The 20,881-nt window shown below is 68.7% G+C and carries 16 protein-coding genes and 1 pseudogene; 10 read left to right on the forward strand and 7 right to left on the reverse strand.

Features of this window, described 5'->3' with window-relative positions; translation table 11 throughout:
* Positions 1 to 2 precede the first annotated feature (2 nt).
* The 3 genes and pseudogenes from M8R19_RS02015 to M8R19_RS33370 all read left to right on the forward strand — a co-directional run.
* Complete coding sequence (locus tag M8R19_RS02015) at positions 3 to 1,373, forward strand: trimethylamine monooxygenase (protein ID WP_249916867.1); 1,371 nt, start codon at positions 3 to 5, stop codon at positions 1,371 to 1,373.
* Positions 1,374 to 1,422: 49 nt separating this feature from the next.
* The gene (locus M8R19_RS02020) at positions 1,423 to 3,768 is read left to right on the forward strand and encodes a trimethylamine N-oxide demethylase (RefSeq protein WP_249916868.1); all 2,346 of its coding nucleotides are present in this window, start codon (positions 1,423 to 1,425) and stop codon (positions 3,766 to 3,768) included.
* A 456-nt stretch (positions 3,769 to 4,224) separates the two neighbouring features.
* A pseudogene (locus M8R19_RS33370) lies at positions 4,225 to 4,806 on the forward strand (methyl-accepting chemotaxis protein); the annotation flags it as partial.
* A gap of 369 nt (positions 4,807 to 5,175) precedes the next feature.
* Here M8R19_RS33370 and M8R19_RS02035 read toward each other — a convergent pair.
* The 7 genes from M8R19_RS02035 to glnT form a co-directional block, all read right to left on the reverse strand.
* Positions 5,176 to 5,517: a DMT family transporter gene (locus M8R19_RS02035; protein WP_249916869.1), complete on the reverse strand. Its 342-nt coding sequence runs from the start codon at positions 5,515 to 5,517 to the stop codon at positions 5,176 to 5,178.
* A gap of 68 nt (positions 5,518 to 5,585) precedes the next feature.
* Positions 5,586 to 5,924: a P-II family nitrogen regulator gene (locus tag M8R19_RS02040; RefSeq protein WP_009622545.1), complete on the reverse strand. Its 339-nt coding sequence runs from the start codon at positions 5,922 to 5,924 to the stop codon at positions 5,586 to 5,588.
* 11 nt (positions 5,925 to 5,935) lie between these two features.
* Positions 5,936 to 7,255 (reverse strand): ammonium transporter, encoded by a 1,320-nt coding sequence (locus M8R19_RS02045; RefSeq protein WP_043313395.1) that lies wholly within the window; start codon positions 7,253 to 7,255, stop codon positions 5,936 to 5,938.
* 614 nt (positions 7,256 to 7,869) lie between these two features.
* Entirely contained in the window at positions 7,870 to 9,195 is a 1,326-nt protein-coding gene (locus M8R19_RS02050; RefSeq protein WP_074978500.1) for an FMN-binding glutamate synthase family protein, read from the reverse strand.
* Between the two features lie 21 nt (positions 9,196 to 9,216).
* Complete coding sequence (locus M8R19_RS02055) at positions 9,217 to 9,891, reverse strand: GltB/FmdC/FwdC-like GXGXG domain-containing protein (protein ID WP_074978498.1); 675 nt, start codon at positions 9,889 to 9,891, stop codon at positions 9,217 to 9,219.
* A gap of 32 nt (positions 9,892 to 9,923) precedes the next feature.
* On the reverse strand, positions 9,924 to 10,829 hold the full coding sequence (locus M8R19_RS02060; protein ID WP_009622549.1) for a class II glutamine amidotransferase: 906 nt from the start codon (positions 10,827 to 10,829) through the stop codon (positions 9,924 to 9,926).
* Positions 10,830 to 10,920: 91 nt separating this feature from the next.
* Positions 10,921 to 12,255, reverse strand: a complete 1,335-nt coding sequence (gene glnT, locus M8R19_RS02065) for a type III glutamate--ammonia ligase (protein ID WP_249916870.1) — start codon at positions 12,253 to 12,255, stop codon at positions 10,921 to 10,923.
* 288 nt (positions 12,256 to 12,543) lie between these two features.
* On the opposite strand from glnT, the gene M8R19_RS02070 reads away from it, so the two are divergent.
* The 7 genes from M8R19_RS02070 to M8R19_RS02100 all read left to right on the forward strand — a co-directional run bounded on the left by M8R19_RS02070 (position 12,544) and on the right by M8R19_RS02100 (position 20,875).
* Positions 12,544 to 13,137: a helix-turn-helix domain-containing protein gene (locus M8R19_RS02070; RefSeq protein ID WP_009622552.1), complete on the forward strand. Its 594-nt coding sequence runs from the start codon at positions 12,544 to 12,546 to the stop codon at positions 13,135 to 13,137.
* An 846-nt stretch (positions 13,138 to 13,983) separates the two neighbouring features.
* Positions 13,984 to 14,850: a formyltetrahydrofolate deformylase gene (gene purU / locus M8R19_RS02075; protein WP_074978496.1), complete on the forward strand. Its 867-nt coding sequence runs from the start codon at positions 13,984 to 13,986 to the stop codon at positions 14,848 to 14,850.
* On the forward strand, positions 14,847 to 15,734 hold the full coding sequence (gene folD, locus M8R19_RS02080; protein ID WP_249916871.1) for a bifunctional methylenetetrahydrofolate dehydrogenase/methenyltetrahydrofolate cyclohydrolase FolD: 888 nt from the start codon (positions 14,847 to 14,849) through the stop codon (positions 15,732 to 15,734). Before purU ends, folD begins: the two co-directional genes overlap by 4 nt.
* Before the next feature lie 5 nt (positions 15,735 to 15,739).
* A complete protein-coding gene (locus M8R19_RS02085) occupies positions 15,740 to 16,981 on the forward strand; it encodes an FAD-dependent oxidoreductase (protein WP_074978490.1) in 1,242 nt (413 codons plus the stop codon).
* Positions 16,982 to 16,991: 10 nt separating this feature from the next.
* Entirely contained in the window at positions 16,992 to 17,288 is a 297-nt protein-coding gene (locus M8R19_RS02090) for a sarcosine oxidase subunit delta (protein ID WP_074978487.1), read from the forward strand.
* A complete protein-coding gene (locus M8R19_RS02095; RefSeq protein WP_249916872.1) occupies positions 17,285 to 20,188 on the forward strand; it encodes a 2Fe-2S iron-sulfur cluster-binding protein in 2,904 nt (967 codons plus the stop codon). The genes M8R19_RS02090 and M8R19_RS02095 overlap by 4 nt, the downstream gene beginning before the upstream one ends.
* Before the next feature lie 3 nt (positions 20,189 to 20,191).
* Positions 20,192 to 20,875, forward strand: a complete 684-nt coding sequence (locus tag M8R19_RS02100) for a sarcosine oxidase subunit gamma (RefSeq protein ID WP_249916873.1) — start codon at positions 20,192 to 20,194, stop codon at positions 20,873 to 20,875.
* Positions 20,876 to 20,881: the final 6 nt, after the last annotated feature.

The following is a 20,881-nucleotide window of genomic DNA, read 5'->3' on the forward strand; positions in this document are numbered from 1 at the left end:
ACATGAAGCAAAGAGTCGCCATCATCGGCGCCGGCCCCAGCGGCCTGGCCCAGCTGCGGGCCTTCCAGTCGGCGCGCGACAAGGGCGCCGACATCCCCGAACTGGTCTGCTTCGAGAAGCAGGCCGACTGGGGCGGCATGTGGAACTACACCTGGCGCACCGGCCTGGACGAGCACGGCGAGCCGGTGCACGGCAGCATGTACCGCTACCTCTGGTCCAACGGGCCGAAGGAATGCCTGGAGTTCGCCGACTACAGCTTCGACGAGCACTTCGGCCGGCCCATGGGCTCCTACCCGCCGCGCGAGGTGCTCTGGGACTACATCAAGGGCCGCGTGGTCAAGGCCGGCGTGCGCCCCTACATCCGCTTCAACACCACGGTGCGCAACGTCACCTGGGACGAGGCCGGCGGCACCTTCGAAGTCACCGCCCACAGCTACGACGACGACCGCACCTACAGCGAAACCTTCGACTACGTGGTGGTCGCCAGCGGCCACTTCTCCACGCCCAACGTGCCCTACTTCGACGGCTTCGAGAGCTTCGCCGGGCGCGTGCTGCACGCCCACGACTTCCGCGACGCCCTGGAATTCCAGGGCAAGGACGTGCTCATCGTCGGCGGCAGCTACTCGGCCGAGGACATCGGCTCGCAGTGCTTCAAGTACGGCGCGCGCAGCATCACCAGCTGCTACCGCAGCGCGCCCATGGGCTACAAGTGGCCGGAGAACTGGGAAGAGAAACCGCTGCTCACCCAGGTCAAGGGCAGCACCGCCTTCTTCGCCGACGGCAGCAGCAAGCGCGTCGACGCCATCATCCTGTGCACCGGCTACAAGCACCACTTCCCCTTCCTGCCCGAGGAGCTGCGGCTGAAGACCGACAACCGCCTGTGGCCGCTGAACCTCTACAAGGGCGTGTTCTGGGAACAGAACCCGCGGCTGGTCTACCTCGGCATGCAGGACCAGTGGTACAGCTTCAACATGTTCGACGCCCAGGCCTGGTACGCCCGCGACGTGATCCTCGGGCGCATCGCCCTGCCGAGCCCGGCGCTGATGCGCGCCGAGGACCTGGCCTGGCGCCAGGAGGAGGAAACCCTGGAGAACGCCCGGCAGATGTTCGAGTTCCAGGGCGAGTACATCCGCCAGCTGATCGAGGCCACCGACTACCCCAGCTTCGACATCGCCGAGGTGAACAACACCTTCCTGCAATGGAAGCAGGACAAGTACGAAAACATCATGGGCTACCGCGACAAGTGCCACCGCTCGCTGATCACCGGCACCCTCGCCACGCCGCACCACACGCCCTGGCTGCAGGCCCTGGACGATTCGCTGGAGGCCTACCTGGCCGACCAGCCGGTGGACCAGCTCAGGAAAGCCCTCTGAGCCTTCTCCCGGGGCGGCCCCGCCGCCCCGCCTTGCGTGGAGCACGAGAATGAACCTGCCCGTGACGAGCCGGCCCTTCGAGCCGGCCCTGTTCGCCCGCGCCCCGGCGCTGGAGCGCCATCGCGTCGCCCCCGGCGGCCTGACCGTGCTGGCCCTGGAAGCCGGCGACCGGCTGCAGGTCGTCGACCTGGAAGGCGACCAGGGCGCCGAACTGCTGGCCTTCGCCGCCGACGGCCGCCCGGCCCTGGCCGACCTCGGCCTGGCGCCCAGCCCCGGCACCGACTTCATCCACCACCTGCTGCACGACGGCAGCCGCGAGGCCGCCCACGTCAGCGCCGGCCTGGCCCGGCGCGGCATCGACTGCCGCCACCTGCCGAGCGCCGCGCGGCTGTGGGAAGGCGGCACGCCGGCCGGCTTCAGCCGCACCCTCGACGCCGGCGCGGCGCTGCTGGTGATAGTCGCCGCGCCCGGCGGCCCCACGCCGGTAGACAGCCAGGCGCGGGCCAGCGAGCTGCGCCTGCTGGTGCACCGCGCCAACCCGCGCCAGTTGCTCGCCCCGCCGCTGCCGGCGCCGCTGGGCGAGGTGCTGGACGAATTCACCATCCGGCCCGGCAGTGCCAACGCCTATACGGTCGCCGCCGGGCAGTACGTCCAGGTGCTAGACGTCGCCGGCCGCCAGTGCTCGGACTTCGTCGCCTTCGACCGCCGCGGCCTGGAGGCAGGCCGCGAGATCGACCTCGACCCCACCGTCACCCGCACCCTCAACGGCAACGCCTACCCCGGCCCGGGCCTGTACAGCCGCTTCTACGACCGCGACCTGCAGCCGATGCTGGAGGTGGTGCGCGACACCGTGGGCCGCCACGACACCTTCGCCCTGGCCTGCACCGCGCGCTACTACGAGGCCCAGGGCTACTTCGGCCACGCCAACTGCAGCGACAACCTCAGCCGCGCCCTCGCCAGCCATGGCGTGCGCGGCCGCGCCGGCTGGCCGGCGATCAACTTCTTCTTCAACACCGGGGTCGACGCGCACCAGCAGCTGACCCTCGACGAACCCTGGTCGCGCCCCGGCGACTACGTGCTGCTGCGCGCCCTCACCGACCTGGTCTGCGCCAGCAGTTCCTGCCCCGACGACATCGACCCGGCCAACGGCTGGCAGCCCACCGACATCCACGTCCGCGTGTACAGCGAAAAGGAGCGTTTCAGTATCGCCATGGCCAACCGCAAGACGCCCGACGCCGACCCGCAACTGACCCGCGAAAGCGGCTTCCACCCCGGCACCGCCGCCCTCACCCGACAGTTCGTCGACTACCGCGGCTTCTGGACGCCGACGCATTTCGACGGCTACGGCGCCATCGAGGAATACCACGGCTGCCGCGGGAAAGTCGCGGTGATGGACCTCTCCGCCCTGCGCAAGTTCGAGGTGCTGGGCCCGGACGCCGAGGCCCTGCTGGACTACTGCCTGACCCGCGACGTGCGCAAGCTGGCGGTCGGCCAGGTGGTGTACTCGGCCATGTGCTACGAACACGGCGGCATGCTCGACGACGGCACCCTGCTGCGCCTGGGGCCGGACGCCTTCCGCTGGATCGGCGGCGAGGACTACGCCGGCGACTGGCTGCGCGAGCAGGCGCAGAAGCTGGGCATGAAGGTGTGGGTCAAGAGCGCCTCCGAGCAGATCCACAACATCGCCGTGCAGGGCCCGCTGGCCCGCGAACTGCTCAAGGGCATGGTCTGGACGCCGGGCACCCAGCCGCAGCTGGAGGACCTGGGCTGGTTCCGCTTCCTCACTGGCCGCCTCGACGACTACAACGGCGCGCCGCTGATGGTCTCGCGCACCGGCTACACCGGCGAGCTGGGCTACGAGCTGTGGTGCCACCCGAGCGACGCCATGGCCGTGTGGCAGCGCCTGTGGCAGCTGGGCGAACCCCTGGGCCTGGTGCCCCTGGGCCTGCACGCGCTGGACATGCTGCGCATCGAGGCCGGGCTGGTGTTCGCCGGCTACGAGTTCGACGACCAGACCGACCCCTTCGAGGCCGGCATCGGCTTCTGCGTGCCGCTGAAGAGCAAGCAGGCCGACTTCATCGGCAAGGATGCCCTGCTAAGGCGCAGCGCCAACCCGCAACGCCGCCTGGTGGGGCTGGAACTGGAAGGCAACGAGCCGGCCGCGCACGGCGACTGCGTGCACGTCGGCCGCGCCCAGGTCGGCGTCGTCACCAGCGCCACCCGCTCGCCGCTGCTGGGCAGGAACATCGCCCTGTGCCGCCTGGACGTGGGCTACTGCGAGCCGGGCACGGCGGTGGAGGTCGGCAAGCTCGACGGCCAGCAGAAGCGCATCCGCGCGCAGGTGGCCGCCGGCACCGTGGCCTACGACCCGCAGAAGAGCCGTGTGCGCGCCTGAGGCGCTTTCTGGAGTGGCTTTTGCAGTGTGTAGGCAACGCGTCGCTCGCAGACCAAGGAGGAACGGCCGATGTGGTTCAGCAAGGCATCCCGCAACCTGGCCGAGGAGCTCGGCCAGTGGCTCGACCAGCTTTCCAGCGAACCGGACACGGCGCCGCCGCGGCACTGCGAGCCGCGCCTGCGCGCCAGCCTGGAACGCCTGCAGCGTGGCTGGCAGGAGCTGCTGAGCTTCCGCCAGCACGCCGAACGGCAGCCGCCAGCGCCCTGCAGCGCCGGGGAATACGCCGAACTGACACGGCGCCTGGCCCAGGCCGAGCAGCAGAACCAGCAACTGCGCGACGAGCTGGAACAACAGCAGCGCCAGCTCGGCGAGCTGGAGACCGAACGCCGGCAATGGCAGGAGGAGCGCCAGGTCTGGGAACTGACCCAGCGCACCCTCACCGAGGGCTGCTGGGCGATGAACGTGGTCAACGGCGACCCCGACCACCCGCACAACCTGATCCGCTGGTCCGAGCAGTTCCGCGAGCTGGTCGGCTACCGGCGCGAGGAATTCCCCGACGGCTGGGACAGCTACTTCGGCGTGGTCAACCCGGACGACCTGAAGACGGTCATGCAGACCTTCAACGCCGCCATGGCCGACAGCAACGGCGACGGCTCCTACGCGGTGGAATACCGCATGCGCCACAAGAGCCGCGGCGAAGTCTGGTTCCGCGAACGCGGCCGCTGCCTGCGCGACAACCGCGGCCGCCTGCTGTACGTGACCGGCGCGGTGCGCGAGATCAGCGACGAAAAAGCCGCCGCCGCCCTGCACGAGCGCGAGCAGGCGAACATCCAGACCACCTACGGGCAGATCGCCCAGGTGGCCGGGGTGATCCGCGGCATAGCCGAGCAGACCAACCTGCTGGCCCTGAACGCCGCCATCGAAGCCGCCCGCGCCGGCGAACAGGGCCGCGGCTTCGCCGTGGTCGCCGACGAGGTGCGCAACCTGGCAAGGCGCACCCAGGAGTCGGTGCAGCAGATCCAGGCGATGCTGCAGCAGCACTGAGCCAGCAGGCGCAATCTTTTCGTAGGAGCGAGCTTGCTCGCGAACGGTGCTCGCCGGCAGCAGCTGTGCTTGAGATGAACGCCGCCCCCTCTCCCCAGCCCTCTCCCTGAAGGGAGAGGGGGCTAGTCCGTGCCGAGAGAAGGCCTGGTTTCAACCGGCAATCTCAGTGCTAGCCGGCTAACGCCGAAGCACCAACGCACTCCGAACGGTCCCCTCTCCCTTCAGGGAGAGGGTTAGGGAGAGGGCGCTCTCAACCCCAGCACCTCCATCCCCCTGTAGGAGCGGGCCCTGCCCGCGATTTCGCGCGCAGGGCGCGCTCCTACATGGCAATGGCACGAATGGGACAACGCCCACGATGTCCCCCTACACCACCGCCCCTCCCCCCACCAGCTTCAACCCGACGATCCCACCCACGATCATCACCAGGCACAGCGCCTTCAACGCCCCCAGCGGCTCCCCGAGAAACAGGCTGCCATAGGCCACCGTACCCAACGTGCCAATTCCCACCCACACCGCATACGCCAACCCCAGCGGCAGCTCCCGCACCGCCAGGCTCAGCAGGTAGATGCTCAGCGCCAGGAACACCCCGCAGTAGAGGCTCGGCCCCAGCCGGGTGAAGCCCTCGGTGCGGGGGATGATCGAGGCGTACAGCACTTCGCAGAGCCCCGCCAGGACCAGGTAGCCCCAGCCGTTCAACCAGGCCATCGGTCGTTTCTCCTTTGCCAAAAACAACGCCGACGCAAAAGCGTCGGCGCTGGGTGCTTGCAAGGGGCTCAGACGGCGTCTTCGCCCAGCTCGCCGGTGCGGATGCGCACGATGCTCTCCAGGTCCTGGACGAACACCTTGCCGTCGCCGATCTTGCCGGTGCGCGCCGCCTTGAGGATGGCGTCGACGGCGGCCTGGCACAGGGCGTCGCCGACCACCACCTCCAGCTTCACCTTGGGCAGCAGTTCCACGACGTACTCGGCGCCCCGGTACACCTCCGAATGGCCCTTCTGCCGGCCGTAGCCCTTGACCTCGGTGGCGGTCACGCCGTGCACGCCGGCCTCGGTCAGCGCCAGGCGCACGTCGTCCAGGCGGAAGGGTTTGATGATCGCGGTGATGAGTTTCATGACGGCCATCCTCAGTTGGAGTACTTGTAGCCGACTTCGCCGTGGGCGGAGAGGTCCAGCCCGTCCACCTCGGCTTCCTCGTCCACGCGCAGCCCGCCGCACAGCGCCGCGGCCACCTTGAAGGCGACCAGGCTGGTGACGCCGGAGAAGCAGATGCTGAAGAGAATGGCGCCGCCATTGACCAGCAACTGGTCGAACAGCCCGCGGCCTTCGGGGAAGCCCTGGCCGCCGATGGCAGTGAGGGCGAACACCGGGGTCAGCAGGCCGCCGAGGATGCCGGCCACGCCGTGCACGCCGAACACGTCGAAGGCGTCGTCCAGGCCGATCATCGGCTTGAGCTTGTCCACCGACCAGACGCACACCGGGCCTGCGATCAGGCCGAGCAGGATGGCGCCCATGGGGCCGACGTAGCCGCACGCCGGGGTGATCGCCACCAGCCCGGCGATGGCGCCGGACACCGCGCCGAACAGGCTCGGCCTACCCTTGTGCTGCCATTCGACGAGCATCCAGGCCAGGGCGCCGGCGCAGCTGGCGAGCATGGTGTTGACCATCACCAGCATGGCGAAGCCGCTGGCGGCCAGCGCGCAGCCGCCGCAGAAGCCCAGCCAGCCCACCCACAGCAGCGAGCCGCCGGTGAGGGTCATGGTCATGTTGTGCGGCGCCAGGGTGGCGGTGCCGAAGCCGCGGCGCCGGCCCAGCAGCCAGGCGCCCACCAGCGCGGCGATGCCGACGTTGAGGTGCACCACGTTGCCGCCGGCGAAGTCCTGCACGCCCAGGTCGAACACCCAGCCGCCGCCCCAGGCCATGTGCGCCATGGGGATGTAGTTGATGGTCAGCCACACCGCCATGAACACCATGACCGCGGCGAACTTCATGCGCTCGGCGAAGGCGCCGACGATGATCGCCGGGGTGATGGCGGCGAACAGCAGCATGAACAGGAAGTACAGGTACTCGGGGATGGTGCCGACCACCGAGTCCTTGGTGATGCCGACCATGAACAGCTTGTCCAGGCCGCCGACCACCGACTGCAGCGCGCCGCCGTCGGTGAAGGTCAGGCTGTAGCCGTACACGGCGAACAGCACCGACATCAGCGAAGCGGTGCAGAACACTTGCATGAGGATCGACAGCACGTTCTTGGTCCGCGCCATGCCGCCATAGAACAGCGCCAGGCCCGGCAGGGTCATCAGCAGCACCACCAGCGAGCAGAGCGCGACGAAGGCGGTGTCGCCGCTGTTGATCGCCGGCGGCGCCTCGTCCGCCAGGGCGGCGACGCTGCCGAACAGCAGGGAAAGGCCCAACATACTGCGGCTCACGTGTGAAAACCGGATCATTGCCTGTTGCCTCCAACCGACGGGTACGGGGCCGGCCCGCGGTCGGGGCACGGGCCGGCGTTTCGAGCGCCCTGGGCAGGTGGCCGGGCCGTAGCCAGTGCCTTCCTGTAGGGCAACTTTATTTCCCTAGAGGCATAGCAATTGGCCTGCCAAGGCTCGCCGGAGGCCGGTAATTTCTGCTAGGTGATTGAATGGAAAGGCTTTGTTCCGGAGGGGTGGTGAGCAGGCCAGGGTTGCGGCCGGCGGGTTGCGCATTTTCTTGGTGCGAATTTGAATTTCCTGCCAAGCAATATGGCAGACCCGCGAAGAGCTTCTCGTAGGATGGGTTTCGCAAGCTCAACCCATCCTACGAAAGCGCCTCCGCGCGGCTCTTCGTAGGAGCGAGCTTGCTCGCGAATGAACCCCGCTGCGGAGTCTGTTCGCGAGCAAGCTCGCTCCTACGAGAAGCCGTGCCGCCGGGGTGTCCGGCATGGCCGGTAAATCCAATCGCGGACGGAGTCCGCTCCTACGCCCGTGCTTCCCTGTAACCGGAGCGGACTCCGTCCGCGATGCCCTGCCGGAAAAACAAAAAGGCCGGCGATCGCTCGCCGGCCTTCGGGACTACCCGCCGTGACTCAGTACTGCACCTGCCCCGGCACCCAGCTGGTGCCCGCCAGGGGCACGCGGGCCATGGCCGCGGCTTCCACGGTCAGGGCCACCAGGTCTTCCGGGTCGAGGTTGTGCAGGTGCGACTTGCCGCAGGCGCGGGCCATGGTCTGCGCTTCCAGCACCAGCACCCGCAGGTAGTTGGCCAGGCGGCGGCCGGCTTCCACCGGATCCAGGCGCTTGGCCAACTCCGGGTCCTGGGTGGTGATGCCGGCCGGGTCGCGGCCGTTCTGCCAGTCGTCGTAGTAGCCGGCGGCCGAGCCGATCTTCTTCAGTTCCTCGTCCAGGCGCGGGTGGTTGTCGCCCAGGGCCACCAGCGCGGCGGTGCCGATGGCCACCGCGTCGGCGCCCAGGGCCATGGCCTTGGCCACGTCGGCGCCGTTGCGGATGCCGCCGGAGACGATCAGCTGCACCTGGCGGTGCATGCCCATTTCCTGCAGCGCCTGCACCGCCTGGGGAATGGCCGGCAGGATGGGGATGCCGACGTGCTCGATGAACACTTCCTGGGTGGCCGCGGTGCCGCCCTGCATGCCGTCGAGGACGATCACGTCGGCGCCGGCCTTCACCGCCAGCTTGACGTCGTAGTACGGGCGGCTGGCGCCGATCTTCACGTAGATGGGTTTCTCCCAGTCGGTGATCTCGCGCAGCTCGGCGATCTTGATCGCCAGGTCGTCCGGGCCGGTCCAGTCCGGGTGGCGGCAGGCGCTGCGCTGGTCGACGCCGATCGGCAGGGTACGCATGCCGGCGACGCGCTCGGTGACCTTCATGCCCAGCAGCATGCCGCCGCCACCGGGCTTGGCGCCCTGCCCCAGGACGATCTCGATGGCGTCGGCCTTGCGCAGGTCGTCGGGGTTCATGCCGTAGCGCGAGGGCAGGTACTGGTACACCAGGTGCCGGGACTGGCCGCGCTCCTCCGGGGTCATGCCGCCGTCGCCGGTGGTGGTGCTGGTGCCGGCGATGCTGGCGCCGCGGCCCAGGGCTTCCTTGGCGTTGGCCGAGAGCGCGCCGAAGCTCATGCCGGCGATGGTCACCGGAATCTTCAGGTGTATCGGCTTCTTGGCGAAGCGGGTGCCCAGCACCACGTCGGTGCCGCACTTCTCGCGGTAGCCTTCCAGCGGGTAGCGCGAGACGCTGGCGCCGAGCAGCAGCAGGTCGTCGAAGTGCGGCAGCTTGCGCTTGGTGCCGCCGCCGCGGATGTCATAGATGCCGGTCTCGGCGGCGCGCTGGATTTCCTGGATGGTCAGGCGGTCGAAGGTGGCGGACTCGCGCAGCACCGGGGTGTGTTTCTCACTCATGGGGGTCTCCTCGCGGCGCGATCAGTAGGCCGAAGCGTTGTCGACTTTGAAGTTGTACAGCTGGCGGGCCGAGCCGTAGCGCCTGAAGGCGGCCGGGTCCTCGTCGAAGCCGGCGCGGTTGAGCAGCTCCTTCAGCTCCGCCAGGTGCTCGGCGCGCATTTCCTTCTCGATGCAGTCCGAGCCCAGGGACTTGACCTCGCCCTTGACGTAGATGCGCACCTCGTAGAGCGAGTCGCCCAGGGCGTCGCCGGCGTCGCCGCAAACCACCAGGCGCCCGGCCTGGCCCATGAAGCAGCTCATGTGGCCGATGCTGCCGCCGACCACGATGTCCACGCCCTTCATGGAGATGCCGCAGCGCGCCCCGGCGTCGCCCTCGATCACCAGCAGCCCGCCGTGGGCGGTGGCGCCGGCGGCCTGGGAGGCGCTGCCCTTCACCCGCACGCTGCCGGACATCATGTTCTCCGCCACGCCCACGCCGACGTTGCCGTGCACGGTGACGCTGGCCTTCTGGTTCATGCCCGCGCAGTAGTAGCCGGCGTGGCCCTGGATATCCACGGACACCGCCTGGTCGATGCCCACGGCCAGGTTGTGCTTGCCGTCGGGGTGGGTCACCAGCCATTCGCGGTCCTGCACCTCGCCGTGCAGGGCCTGGTTGAGTTCGCGCACCGAGGCGCTGGAAAGGTCGATGGTCTTCATGCAAGGGTCTCCAATGTTCTGCTCGGTGCGGGTCAGGCGCTTTCGCGCTCCCAGACGTAGAGGGTGGCCGGCTCCGGTTCCCAGACGCGCGCCTTGTCGATGCCCGGCAGGCTGGCCAGGGCCTGGTATTCCGAGGCCATGGCCACGTAGTCGTCGGTCTCGGCCAGCACCGCCGGCTTGCAGGCGATGGGATCGCGGATCACGGCGAAGCCGTTGCGGGTGCCGATGGCGAAGGTGAAGAAGCCGTCCAGGTCGTTCAGCGCGCCGTCCAGGGCCTGGGCCAGGCTGTCGCCCTGGCGCAGGCGCCAGGTCAGGTAGCCGGCGGCCACTTCGCTGTCGTTGTCGGTCTCGAAGGCGATGCCCTGGCGCTTGAGTTCCTGGCGCAGGCGGAAGTGGTTGGACAGCGAGCCGTTGTGCACCAGGCACAGGTCCGCGCCGGTGGAGAACGGGTGGCTGCCCTCCATGGTCACCGCGCTCTCGGTGGCCATGCGGGTGTGGCCGATGATGTGGCTGCCCTTCATCCCGGCCAGGCCGAAGCGCTGCGAGATTTCCTGCGGCAGGCCCATGCCCTTGAGGATTTCGATGCTCTGCCCGGCGCTCATGATGCGCACCGCCGGGGCCAGCTCGGCCAGGGCCTGGCGTACCGCGGCTTCGTCGCAGTGGATTTTCAGCACCGCGGCGCTGGCGTTCTGGAACCAGTCCAGCGAGCAGCCCAGGCGCGCTTCCAGCGCGCCCATCAGCTCGGCCCAGGGATAGCCGGCATCGCTGGCCTGCAAGGTCAGCTTGACCCAGCCGTCGGCCACTTCGTCACCGTAGATGGCGAAGCCGGCGCTGTCCGGGCCGCGGTCGGTCATGGCTTGCAGCATGGGTTCGAAGAGCTTGCCGAGCTGGCTCTCCAGTTCGGGCTTCTTCAGGTAGAGGCCTACGATTCCGCACATGGTTCGTCTCCTTCGAGGCAGCAGGCGACCGCCGCTTGGTCGTCACGGTCGCCCAGAGGGGTAAATGGGGTGCGCCCGGCGGGCGCGGCGGTCAGAAGAATTCGGTGTAGCGCTGGATCTCCCAGTCGGAGACGTGGCGGCTGTATTCCACCCACTCCATGCGCTTGAGCTTGATGAACTCGTCGACGATCTCGGCGCCGAGCACCTCGCGGAACAGCGGGTCGGCCTCCAGCGCGTCGGTGGCTTCCTTCAGCGACTGCGGCAGGGTCTTGATGCCGCGCGCGGCGATCTCCTCCAGGCTGAGGTTGTAGAGGTTCTCGTTGCACATCTCGCCCGGCTCCAGCTGGCGGTCGATGCCGTCCAGGCCGGCGGCGATGATGGCGGCGGTGACCAGGTAGGGGTTGCAGCCGGCGTCGGGCAGGCGGAACTCCAGGCGCCCGTAGGGGATGCGCACCATCGCCGAGCGGTTGTTGGCGCCGTAGGCGATGAACGCCGGGGCCCAGGTGGCGCCGGACAGCGAGCGGCCCACCACCAGGCGCTTGTAGGAGTTGACCGTGGGCGCGGCGAAGGCGCACAGCGCAGGTCCATGGGCCAGCAGGCCGGCGGCGAAGTGGTAGGCCAGCCTGGACAGGCCCACGCCGCTGGGGTCGGACGGGTCGTGGAAGAGGTTCTTGTTGCTGGCGCTGGCGATCGACAGGTGGAAGTGCATGCCGTTGCCGGCGCGCTTGGGATCGGGCTTGGGCATGAACGAGCAGATCATGCCCAGGTCGTTGGCGATCTCGCCGGCGGCCATGCGGAAGAAGGTGAAGCGGTCGGCCGATTCCATGGCGTCGCTGTAGGTGTAGTTGATCTCGAACTGGCCGTTGGCGTCCTCGTGGTCGATCTGGTAGATGTCGAAGCCCACCGGCTGCAGGGCCTCGGTCAGGCGTTCGAGGAACTCGCGGGAGCGCGACAGGCCCTTGTAGTCGTAGCAGGGCTTGTCGAGGTTGTCCGAGGCGTCCACCAGTTGCAGCTTGCCCTGGGCGTCGCGGCGGAACAGGCTGAATTCCGGCTCCAGCCCGGTGTTCAGCACCCAGCCCTTGTCGGCCAGGCGCTGCACCTGCTGCTGCAGCACGAAGCGGCTGTCGTAGGGGTGCGGCTTGCCGTCGACGTGGCCGATGCACACGACGCGGCCGTAGCCCGGCTGCCAGGGCACCGGGATCAGCGTGGAGAGGTCGCCGCGGGCCATGAAGTCCGGGCCGTGGGGCTCCATGCCCATGCCGCAGATGGCGAACCCGGCGAACCCGGCGCCCTCCTCGGCCACCGCCTTGAGGCCGGACACCGGCACCGACTTGGTCTTCGCCGCGCCGTGGATGTCGACGAACTGGGCCAGCACGTACTTGATGCCGTGCTGGTCGATGGTGCGCTGGGTTTCGCTTGGCAACATGGGGGAGCTCTCCGGTTGAATGGGCAAGGCGTTGTCGGTGCCCTGGGGCGGTTTGCGCCGGGGCTTTCACCCCTCGAATTCCGCTCAGGAAACTTACTTTCCCATTAGGAATGCAATGCCAGTGCCAAGTCCGGAGCGCCGTGATGGGAGGCAGCCACGGCGGCTTTTCTTCTGTATATATGGGAAACTTGCTTTCACTGTGGGAAAGTTGCCAAGCCGCAGCGGCCCCTCCGCACTTTCTCAGTGCGAAATAATTATTCTTGAACCTAAACCGTGCAGGAACCCTGAATGTCGACCGAGACCCAACCGCGCCTCCGCCTGGAGCAGTACCTGGGCATGCAGATCAAGCGCCAGCGCCAGGCGCAGGAGCTCAAGCTGGCGGACGTGGCGCGCATCGCGGGGATCAGCCAGGGCATGCTGAGCAAGATCGAGAACGCCCAGGTCTCCACCAGCCTCGACACCCTGAGCCGCCTGTGCGACGTGCTCGGCATGCCGATGTCGAAACTCTTCAGCCAGTACGACCAGCCCGACGGCAACGCCCTGCTGGTGAAGGCCGGCGACGGCCTGGAAGTGGTGCGCCGCGGCACCGAGAAGGGTCACACCTACCAGTTGCTCAACCACACCCGCGGGCCGAAGAAGAACTTCGAGGCCTACATGGTCAGCATGGACGACGCCAGCGAGGAGTTCCCGACCTTCTCCCACCCCGGCACCGAGTTCCTCCACCTGCTGGAGGGCGAGCTGGTGTACCGCCACGGCAACCAGCTCTACCCCATGCAGGCCGGCGACAGCCTGACCTTCGACGGCGAAACGCCCCACGGCCCGGAGAAGCTGGTGCAGGTGCCGATCCGGCTGTTGTCGATCATGAACTACGGCAACGATTGAGCGGCCGGGAGACCACAGCACGCCATTCCCCTGTAGGAGCGAGCTTATCCGCGATAGCCGGAGATTCCGGCGCGATTCGCGGATGAGATCCGCTCCTACGCTGCCCCACCGCTCCATTCCCATGTAGGAGCGCGCCCTGCGCGCGAAATCGCGGGCAGGGCCCGCTCCTACAGTCCGAGGTGAGGCGTGATTCCCGCGTAGGGCGCATAACCGTTCGCGGTTATCCGCCGATGTCAATGCCTGCACCGTCCCCCTCCTGTAGGAGCGAGCTTGCTCGCGAACCGCATGGCACCGCGTTTGTTCGCGAGCAAGCTCGCTCCTACGAAAAGCCGTGCCCACCTGCAACGGAGCGGACCTTGTCCGCGATAGCCGGAACCACTGGCGCGATTCGCGGATGAGATCCGCTCCTACGCTGCCCCACCGCTCCATTCCCATGTAGGAGCGCGCCCTGCGCGCGAAATCGCGGGCAGGGCCCGCTCCTACAGTCCAAGGTGAGGCGTGATTCCCGCGTAGGGCGGATAACCGTTCGCGGTTATCCGCCGATGTCAATGCCTGCACCGTCCCCTGTAGGAGCGAGCTTGCTCGCGAACCGCATGGCACCGCGTTTGTTCGCGAGCAAGCTCGCTCCTACGAAAAGCCCTTCCCGACCGTCCGGCCGAAAACTTTCCTGTCAGGATAAAAATTTTCCCCAGGGTATGGACCCACGGATTCGCTTCGCCTATAAAAGCGCGAAAGGAAATTTATATTCCCAACAGTAAAAATTCCTTCACCGGCAAAAGCCGTCCCCGCCGGTGAAACTTCCGCCCTTGCGCGCCGAGCTGCCTCCACACATCACGAGGACCCGACATGCACCACGCCCCCAGCCACTTCATCATCCGCATCAGTTGCCCGGCGGTGTCCGGGATAGTCGCGGCGGTGACCACCTACCTGGCCGAGCAGGGTTGCTACATCAGCGAGATGGCGCAGTTCGACGACGAAGGCAGCGGCCGCTTCTTCATGCGCGCCGTGTTCCGCTTTAACGAGGGCCTGGAGGGCGACATCGGCAACATCGAGTCCGGTTTCGCCGACGTGGCCAGCCGCTTCGACATGGACTGGAGCCTGCACAGCAGCGCCAAGCCGATGCGCGTGCTGCTGATGGTCAGCAAGTTCGACCATTGCCTGGCCGACCTGCTGTACCGCCACGCCAAGGGCGAGCTGGAGATGACCATCACCGCCATCGTCTCCAACCACCTCGACCTGCGCCCCATGGCCGAGCGCGAGGGCATCCGCTTCATCTACCTGCCGGTCACGAAAGACACCAAGGCCCAGCAGGAAGCCGAGCTGCTGAAGATAGTCGCCGAGACCGGCACCGAACTGGTGGTCCTCGCCCGCTACATGCAGATCCTCTCCGACGACCTGTGCAAACAGCTCTCCGGCAAGGCCATCAACATCCACCACTCCTTCCTCCCCGGATTCAAGGGCGCCAAGCCCTACCACCAGGCCTACGAGCGCGGCGTGAAGCTGATCGGCGCCACCGCGCACTACGTCACCAGCGACCTCGACGAGGGCCCGATCATCGAGCAGGAAGTACAGCGCGTGGACCACGCCTACGCCCCCGACGACCTGGTGGCCATCGGCCGCGACACCGAGACCATCGCGCTGTCCCGCGCGGTGAAGTACCACCTGGAACATCGCGTCTTCCTCAACCACGACCGCACGGTGATCTTCAAATGAATGCCATTCCCAGCGTCAAGCTCATCGACGGCAAGGCCACCTCGGCGCGGGTGCTCGCCGAGGTCCGCGAGGAAGTCCTGGCCCTGCGCGAGCACGGCATCCAGCCGGGCCTCGCCGTGGTGCTGGTGGGCAGCGACCCGGCCAGCCAGGTCTACGTGCGCAACAAGGTGCTGCGCGCCGAGGAAGTCGGCATCCGCTCGCTGGAGCACAAGCTGCCGGCGGACACCGGCGAGGCCGCCCTGCTCCAGCTGATCGCCGAATTGAACGAAGACCCGGCGGTGAACGGCATCCTCGTACAGTTGCCGCTGCCCAAGCACATCGACGAGAACCGCGTGCTCCAGGCCATCGACCCGCTGAAGGACGTCGACGGCTTCCACAGCGAGAACGTCGGCGGCCTCAGCCAGGGCCGCGACGTGCTCACGCCCTGCACCCCGGCCGGCTGCATGCGCCTGCTGCACGACACCTGCGGCGACCTCGCCGGCAAGCACGCGGTGGTCATCGGCCGCTCCAACATCGTCGGCAAGCCGATGGCCGCGCTACTGCTCAAGGCCCACTGCACGGTGACCGTGGTGCACTCGCGCAGCGCCAACCTGCGCGAGCTGTGCCGTCAGGCCGACATCGTGGTCGCCGCCGTCGGCAAGCCGCGCCTGGTCGACGCCAGCTGGCTGAAGCCCGGCGCGGTGGTGATAGACGTGGGCATCAACCGCATCGACGAGGACGGCCGCAGCAAGCTGGTCGGCGACGTCGACTTCGCCAGCGCCCTGTCCCAGGCCGCGGCCATCACCCCGGTGCCCGGCGGCGTCGGGCCGATGACCATCGCCTACCTGATGAAGAACACCCTGGCCGCCGCGCGCCTGCAACGCGCCGGCGCCACCGCGGAGTAAGCAGCATGCCTTTCGCCCTCCTGAAATACGGCCTGAGCGCCGACTACCCGGTGGAAGTCGACCTGCCGCCGCCCTGCGAGCTGAAGCCGCGCTACGACGTGGTGATCATCGGCGGCGGCGGCCACGGCCTGGCTACCGCCTACTACCTGGCCAAGTACCACGGCGTGACCAACGTCGCGGTGCTGGAGAAGGCCTACCTGGGCGGCGGCAACACCGCGCGCAACACCGCGGTGATCCGCTCCAACTACCTCACCAGCGAGGGCGTGAAGTTCTACGCCGAATCGGTGCGGATGTTCCAGGGCCTGTCCAACGAGTTCGACTTCAACATCATGTACTCCGAGCGCGGCCAGCTGACCCTGGCCCACACCGACGCCACGGTGCGCGCCTTCCGCCAGCGCGCCGAGGTGAACAAGCACTTCGGCGGGCGCACCGAGATGCTCGACCGCCAGCAGATCCGCGAGCTGGTGCCCACCCTCAACCTCGACCCCGGGCACCTGCCGGTGATCGCCGGGCTGTGGCACATCGACGGCGCCACCGCGCGCCACGACGCCGTGGCCTGGGGCTACGCCAAGCAGGCGGCCAAGCGCGGCGTGGAAATCCACCAGCTCACCGAAGTGCAGGACCTGGTGCTGCGCAACGGCCGCATCGAGGCCGTGAAGACCAACCGCGGCACCGTGCAGTGCGGCTGCGTGGTCCAGGCCATCGCCGGGGCCAGCTCGCTGCTGATGGCCAAGGCCGGCATCCGCGCGCCCATCCACACCTACCCGCTGCAGGCCATGGTCACCCAGCCGTTCAAGCCGTTCCTCGACCCGCTGGTGAGCTCCTCGGCGCTGCACTGCTACGTGCAGCAGACCAGCCGCGGCGAGATCGTCTTCGGCGGCGGCTCCGACCCCTACCCGCTGTACAACACCCGCTCGACCCTGGACCTGAAGGAAAGCCTGCTGGCCCACGCCATCGAGATGTTCCCCTTCATGGCCAACGCCAAGCTGATGCGCCAGTGGGCCGGGATCACCGACATGACCCCCGACTACAGCCCGATCATGGGCCTGTCGCCGGTCGAGAACTACTACCTCGACGCCGGCTGGGGCACCTGGGGCTTCAAGGCCACGCCCATCTGCGGCAAGACCATGGCCGAGCTTGTGGCCAGCGGCGGCAAGGTGCCGGAGCTGATCGCGCCCTTCGCCCTGGAGCGCTTCAGCCGCTTCCAGCAGGTCAACGAAATGGGCGCCACCGCGGCCAGCCACTGAGGATGCGCAGATGAAGATCATGACCTGCCCGCTCAACGGGCCCCGCAACATCAGCGAGTTCACCTACGGCGGCGAATTCAAGCGCATGCCCGACCCGGCCAGCTGCTCCGACACCGAGTGGGCCGACTACGTGTTCAACAGCGACAACGCCGCCGGCGTGGTGCTCGAGTGGTGGCTGCACAACGCCTCCAGCTACTGGTTCCTGGCCGAGCGCCACACCGTCACCGACCAGGTGATCCGCACCTTCGACCCGAAGGAAATCTTCGACCGCCGCATCGACTTCGCCCCGCAGGAGACCGCCCAATGAGCGCCCTCACCCGCCTGCCCGCCCCCATGGGCCTGCTGATCGACCGCACGCGGCCGCTGCGCTTCTCCTTCGACGGCTGCGACTACCAGGGCTACGAGGGCGACAGCATCGCCAGCGCCCTGCTCGGCAACGGCCGCTGGCTGCTCTCGCGCTCGTTCAAGTACCACCGCCCGCGCGGCCCGCTGACCCTCGCCGGGCAGGACGCCAACGCCCTGGTGCAGTTGCCCGACGAGCCCAACGTGCTGGCCGACATGCACCCCGCCCGCGAAGGCCTGGCGGTGGAAGGCCAGAACTTCTCCGGCAGCCTCGACAACGACCGCGACGCCTACCTGGGCAAGTTCTCGCGCTTCATGCCGGTGGGCTTCTACTACCGCTCGTTCTACAAGCCCAAGGGCATGTGGAAGGTCTGGGAGCCGCTGATCCGCAAGAAAGCCGGCCTCGGCGTGCTCGACCTTGGCTTCAAGCCGCAGTACTACGACAAGGCCTACCTGTTCGTCGACCTGGCGGTGATCGGCGCCGGCCCCGCCGGCCTGCGCGCCGCACTGGACGCCGCCAACGCCGGGGCCAGGGTGCTGCTGGTGGAGCAGCAGCCGGTGCTCGGCGGCTCGCTGAACTACGCCCGCTTCGACATCGCCGGCCGCCGCGCCGCCGCGCTGCGCGCCGAGCTGGTGGGCGCCGTCGAGGGCCACCCGAACATCCAGGTGCTGACCCAGGCCACCTGCAACGCCTGGTTCACCGACAACTACCTGCCGGTCATCCAGCACAAACGCATGTACAAGGTGCGCGCCACCCGCTGCCTGGTGGCCGCCGGCTCCTTCGACCAGCCGGTGGTGTTCCGCAACAACGACCTGCCCGGCGTGCTGCTGACCAGCGCCGCGCAGCGGCTGATGAAGCTCTACGCGGTGAAGCCGGGCAAGCGCGCCGTGGTCCTGACCGGCAACGACGACGGCTACCTGGCCGCCCTCGACCTGCAGGAACAGGGCGTGGAGGTGGCCGCGGTGGTGGACATGCGCGCCGCCCCGGCCGACGCCGAGCTGGCCGCCGAACTGCAGCGCCGGCACATCCCGCTGCACGCCGGCAGCACCGTCTACGAAGCCCTGCACGAGGCCGGCATGCGCCACGTCAGCGGCGTCGACATCCGCCGCATCGCCGGCCAGGGCGAGGTCGCCGCGCAAGGCACGCAACTGGCCTGCGACCTGCTGTGCATGTCCGCTGGCTACATGCCGGTCTACCAGCTACTGTGCCAGGCCGGCGGCAAACTGGCCTACGAGGAGGAGCGCGCCGAGTTCGCCATCAGCGGCCTGCCCGCCGGGCTGGACATCGCCGGCTCGGTGAACGGCCGCCACGCCCTGGGCAACGTGCTCGCCGACGGTGCCCGTGGCGCCGCCGCGGCCCTCGCCGCGCTGGGCCTGCAGGCGCCGGCGCCGGCCGCCTTCGCCGGCGAGGCGCAGGTCAACTTCCCCTGGCCGATCTTCCCCCACCCCAAGGGCAAGGACTTCGTCGACTTCGACGAGGACCTGCAGGTGCGCGACATCGTCAACGCCACCCGCAGCGGCTACCGCGACGTGCAGCTGGTCAAGCGCTTCTCCACGGTCGGCATGGGCCCGTCCCAGGGCCGCCATTCGGCGCTGCCCACCGCGCGCCTGGTGGCCCGGGCCACCGGCCGCGGCATCGGCGAAACCGGGGTGACCACCGCGCGCCCGCCGTTCGAGGCGGAGAAACTCGCTCACGTCGCCGGCCGCGCCTTCGACCCCTACCGGCAGACGCCCATGCACCGCCGCCATGTCGAGGCCGGGGCGAAGATGATGCCCGCCGGCATCTGGCAGCGCCCGGCGTTCTACGGCAAGGCCGAGGACCGCGAACGCTGCATGCAGGAAGAAGCCCGCCACGTGCGCGAGAAGGTCGGCCTGATCGACGTCTCCACCCTCGGCGGCCTCGACGTGCGCGGCCCCGACGCCGCCGAGCTGCTGGAGCGCCTGTACACCTTCGGCTTCGCCAGGCTGGCGGTCGGCCGCACCCGCTACGCGCTGATGACCAACGAGCACGGCGTGGTGATCGACGACGGCGTGTGCGCGCGCCTGGGCGAGCGGCACTTCTACGTCACCGCCACCACCAGCGGCGTCGACCGCATCTACCAGCAGATGCTCAAGTGGAACGCGCAGTGGCGCCTCAACGTGGACATCGCCAACGTCACCGCCGCGCTGGCCGCGGTGAACCTGGCCGGGCCGCTGTCGCGCCAGGTGCTGGCCAAGCTCTGCGACGACGTCGACCTGTCCGCCGCGGCCTTCCCCTACCTGGGCGTGCGCAGCGGCAAGGTCGCCGGCATCCCGGCGCGCATCCTGCGGGTGGGCTTCGTCGGCGAGCTGGGCTACGAGGTCCACGTGCCGGCGCGCTTCGCCGAGCGCCTGTGGGACGCGCTGATGGAAGCCGGCGCCGAGCACGGCATCCGCCCCTTCGGCGTGGAGACCCAGCGCCTGCTGCGCCTGGAGAAGGGCCACGTGATCATCGGCCAGGACACCGACGGCATGACCCACCCGGCGGAGATCGACATGCAGTGGGCGATCGGCCGCAAGAAGCCGTTCTTCGTCGGCAAGCGCTCCATCGAAATCCTCGAGGCGCAGCCGCTCAAGCGCAAGCTGGTGGGCTTCGTCCTGCCCCAGGGCAGCGCCCAGCCGCTGGAGGGCCACCTGGTGCTCGACGACGCCGACATCAGCGGCAACGTCACCTCCTGCGAGTACTCGCAGAGCCTCGGCCAGATCGTCGGCCTGGCCTACGCCGGCGCCCACCAGGCCACCCCGGGGATGCAGATCCCGATCCGCGTGGAGGGCGGCGCGATGGTGCGCGCCACCGTCGTCCAGCTGCCCTTCTACGACCCGCAGAACCTGCGCCAGGAGCTCTGAGCCATGTCCAGCCTGAAAGCCGAAGACTTCATCGAACGCAGCCCGCTGTACCCGCTGCACCGCGGCGCGCGCCTGGCCGCCCTGGGCCGCGCCGCCATAGTCGCGCGCTACGGCGAGCAGGAAGAGCACGCGCAGCTGCGCAGCTGCGCGCTGATCGACCTGAGCAACCTACCCCGCGCAGGTTTGCGCGGGGCCGACGCCGCCGCCTACCTGCAAGCCCGCGGCTACGCCCTGCCCGAGGCGCCCAACCGCGCCCTGCGCCAGGCCGACGGCGGCCTGGTGGCGCGCCTGTCGCAGACCGAATACCTGCTGCTGGGCAGCCTCCACGACGGCGGCGCGCGCGTCGCCGCCGAAGAGGCCGCCTGGCAGCTGGACGACAGCGCCAACTACCTGCTGCCGCGCCAGGACAGCCACGCCTGGCTGCAACTGAGCGGCGAGCACTACGCGCAGGTGATGGCCAAGCTCTGCGGCGTCGACCTGCGCCCGGCGGCCTTCGGCCCCGGCGCGGTGGCGCAGACCTCGGCGGCGCGGCTCAACGTCATCGTCATCAACGCCAGCGACAACGACCTGCCCAACCTGCAGATCCTCTGCGACCGCGCCTCGGTGCAGTACTTCTGGGAAGCGCTGCTCGACGCCATGGCCGAGTTCGACGGCCGCCCGGTGGGCATCGACGCCCTGCTCGACTGACCGGCC

Origin of the sequence: Pseudomonas sp. R3.Fl, from assembly GCF_023516765.1 — a bacterium.
Lineage (GTDB): Bacteria > Pseudomonadota > Gammaproteobacteria > Pseudomonadales > Pseudomonadaceae > Pseudomonas > Pseudomonas citronellolis.

What these genes read in the sequence shown, in the direction of transcription:
- M8R19_RS02045 (WP_043313395.1), bottom strand. Translation starts at nt 7,255, where the DNA reads ATGATCCGGTTTTCACACGTGAGCCGCAGTATGTTGGGCCTTTCCCTG.
- M8R19_RS02090 (WP_074978487.1), top strand. Translation starts at nt 16,992, where the DNA reads ATGAAGATCATGACCTGCCCGCTCAACGGGCCCCGCAACATCAGCGAG.
- M8R19_RS02040 (WP_009622545.1), bottom strand. Translation starts at nt 5,924, where the DNA reads ATGAAACTCATCACCGCGATCATCAAACCCTTCCGCCTGGACGACGTG.
- M8R19_RS02020 (WP_249916868.1), top strand. Translation starts at nt 1,423, where the DNA reads ATGAACCTGCCCGTGACGAGCCGGCCCTTCGAGCCGGCCCTGTTCGCC.
- folD (WP_249916871.1), top strand. Translation starts at nt 14,847, where the DNA reads ATGAATGCCATTCCCAGCGTCAAGCTCATCGACGGCAAGGCCACCTCG.
- glnT (WP_249916870.1), bottom strand. Translation starts at nt 12,255, where the DNA reads ATGTTGCCAAGCGAAACCCAGCGCACCATCGACCAGCACGGCATCAAG.
- purU (WP_074978496.1), top strand. Translation starts at nt 13,984, where the DNA reads ATGCACCACGCCCCCAGCCACTTCATCATCCGCATCAGTTGCCCGGCG.
- M8R19_RS02085 (WP_074978490.1), top strand. Translation starts at nt 15,740, where the DNA reads ATGCCTTTCGCCCTCCTGAAATACGGCCTGAGCGCCGACTACCCGGTG.
- M8R19_RS02100 (WP_249916873.1), top strand. Translation starts at nt 20,192, where the DNA reads ATGTCCAGCCTGAAAGCCGAAGACTTCATCGAACGCAGCCCGCTGTAC.
- M8R19_RS02055 (WP_074978498.1), bottom strand. Translation starts at nt 9,891, where the DNA reads ATGAAGACCATCGACCTTTCCAGCGCCTCGGTGCGCGAACTCAACCAG.
- M8R19_RS02050 (WP_074978500.1), bottom strand. Translation starts at nt 9,195, where the DNA reads ATGAGTGAGAAACACACCCCGGTGCTGCGCGAGTCCGCCACCTTCGAC.
- M8R19_RS02095 (WP_249916872.1), top strand. Translation starts at nt 17,285, where the DNA reads ATGAGCGCCCTCACCCGCCTGCCCGCCCCCATGGGCCTGCTGATCGAC.
- M8R19_RS02035 (WP_249916869.1), bottom strand. Translation starts at nt 5,517, where the DNA reads ATGGCCTGGTTGAACGGCTGGGGCTACCTGGTCCTGGCGGGGCTCTGC.
- M8R19_RS02060 (WP_009622549.1), bottom strand. Translation starts at nt 10,829, where the DNA reads ATGTGCGGAATCGTAGGCCTCTACCTGAAGAAGCCCGAACTGGAGAGC.
- M8R19_RS02015 (WP_249916867.1), top strand. Translation starts at nt 3, where the DNA reads ATGAAGCAAAGAGTCGCCATCATCGGCGCCGGCCCCAGCGGCCTGGCC.
- M8R19_RS02070 (WP_009622552.1), top strand. Translation starts at nt 12,544, where the DNA reads ATGTCGACCGAGACCCAACCGCGCCTCCGCCTGGAGCAGTACCTGGGC.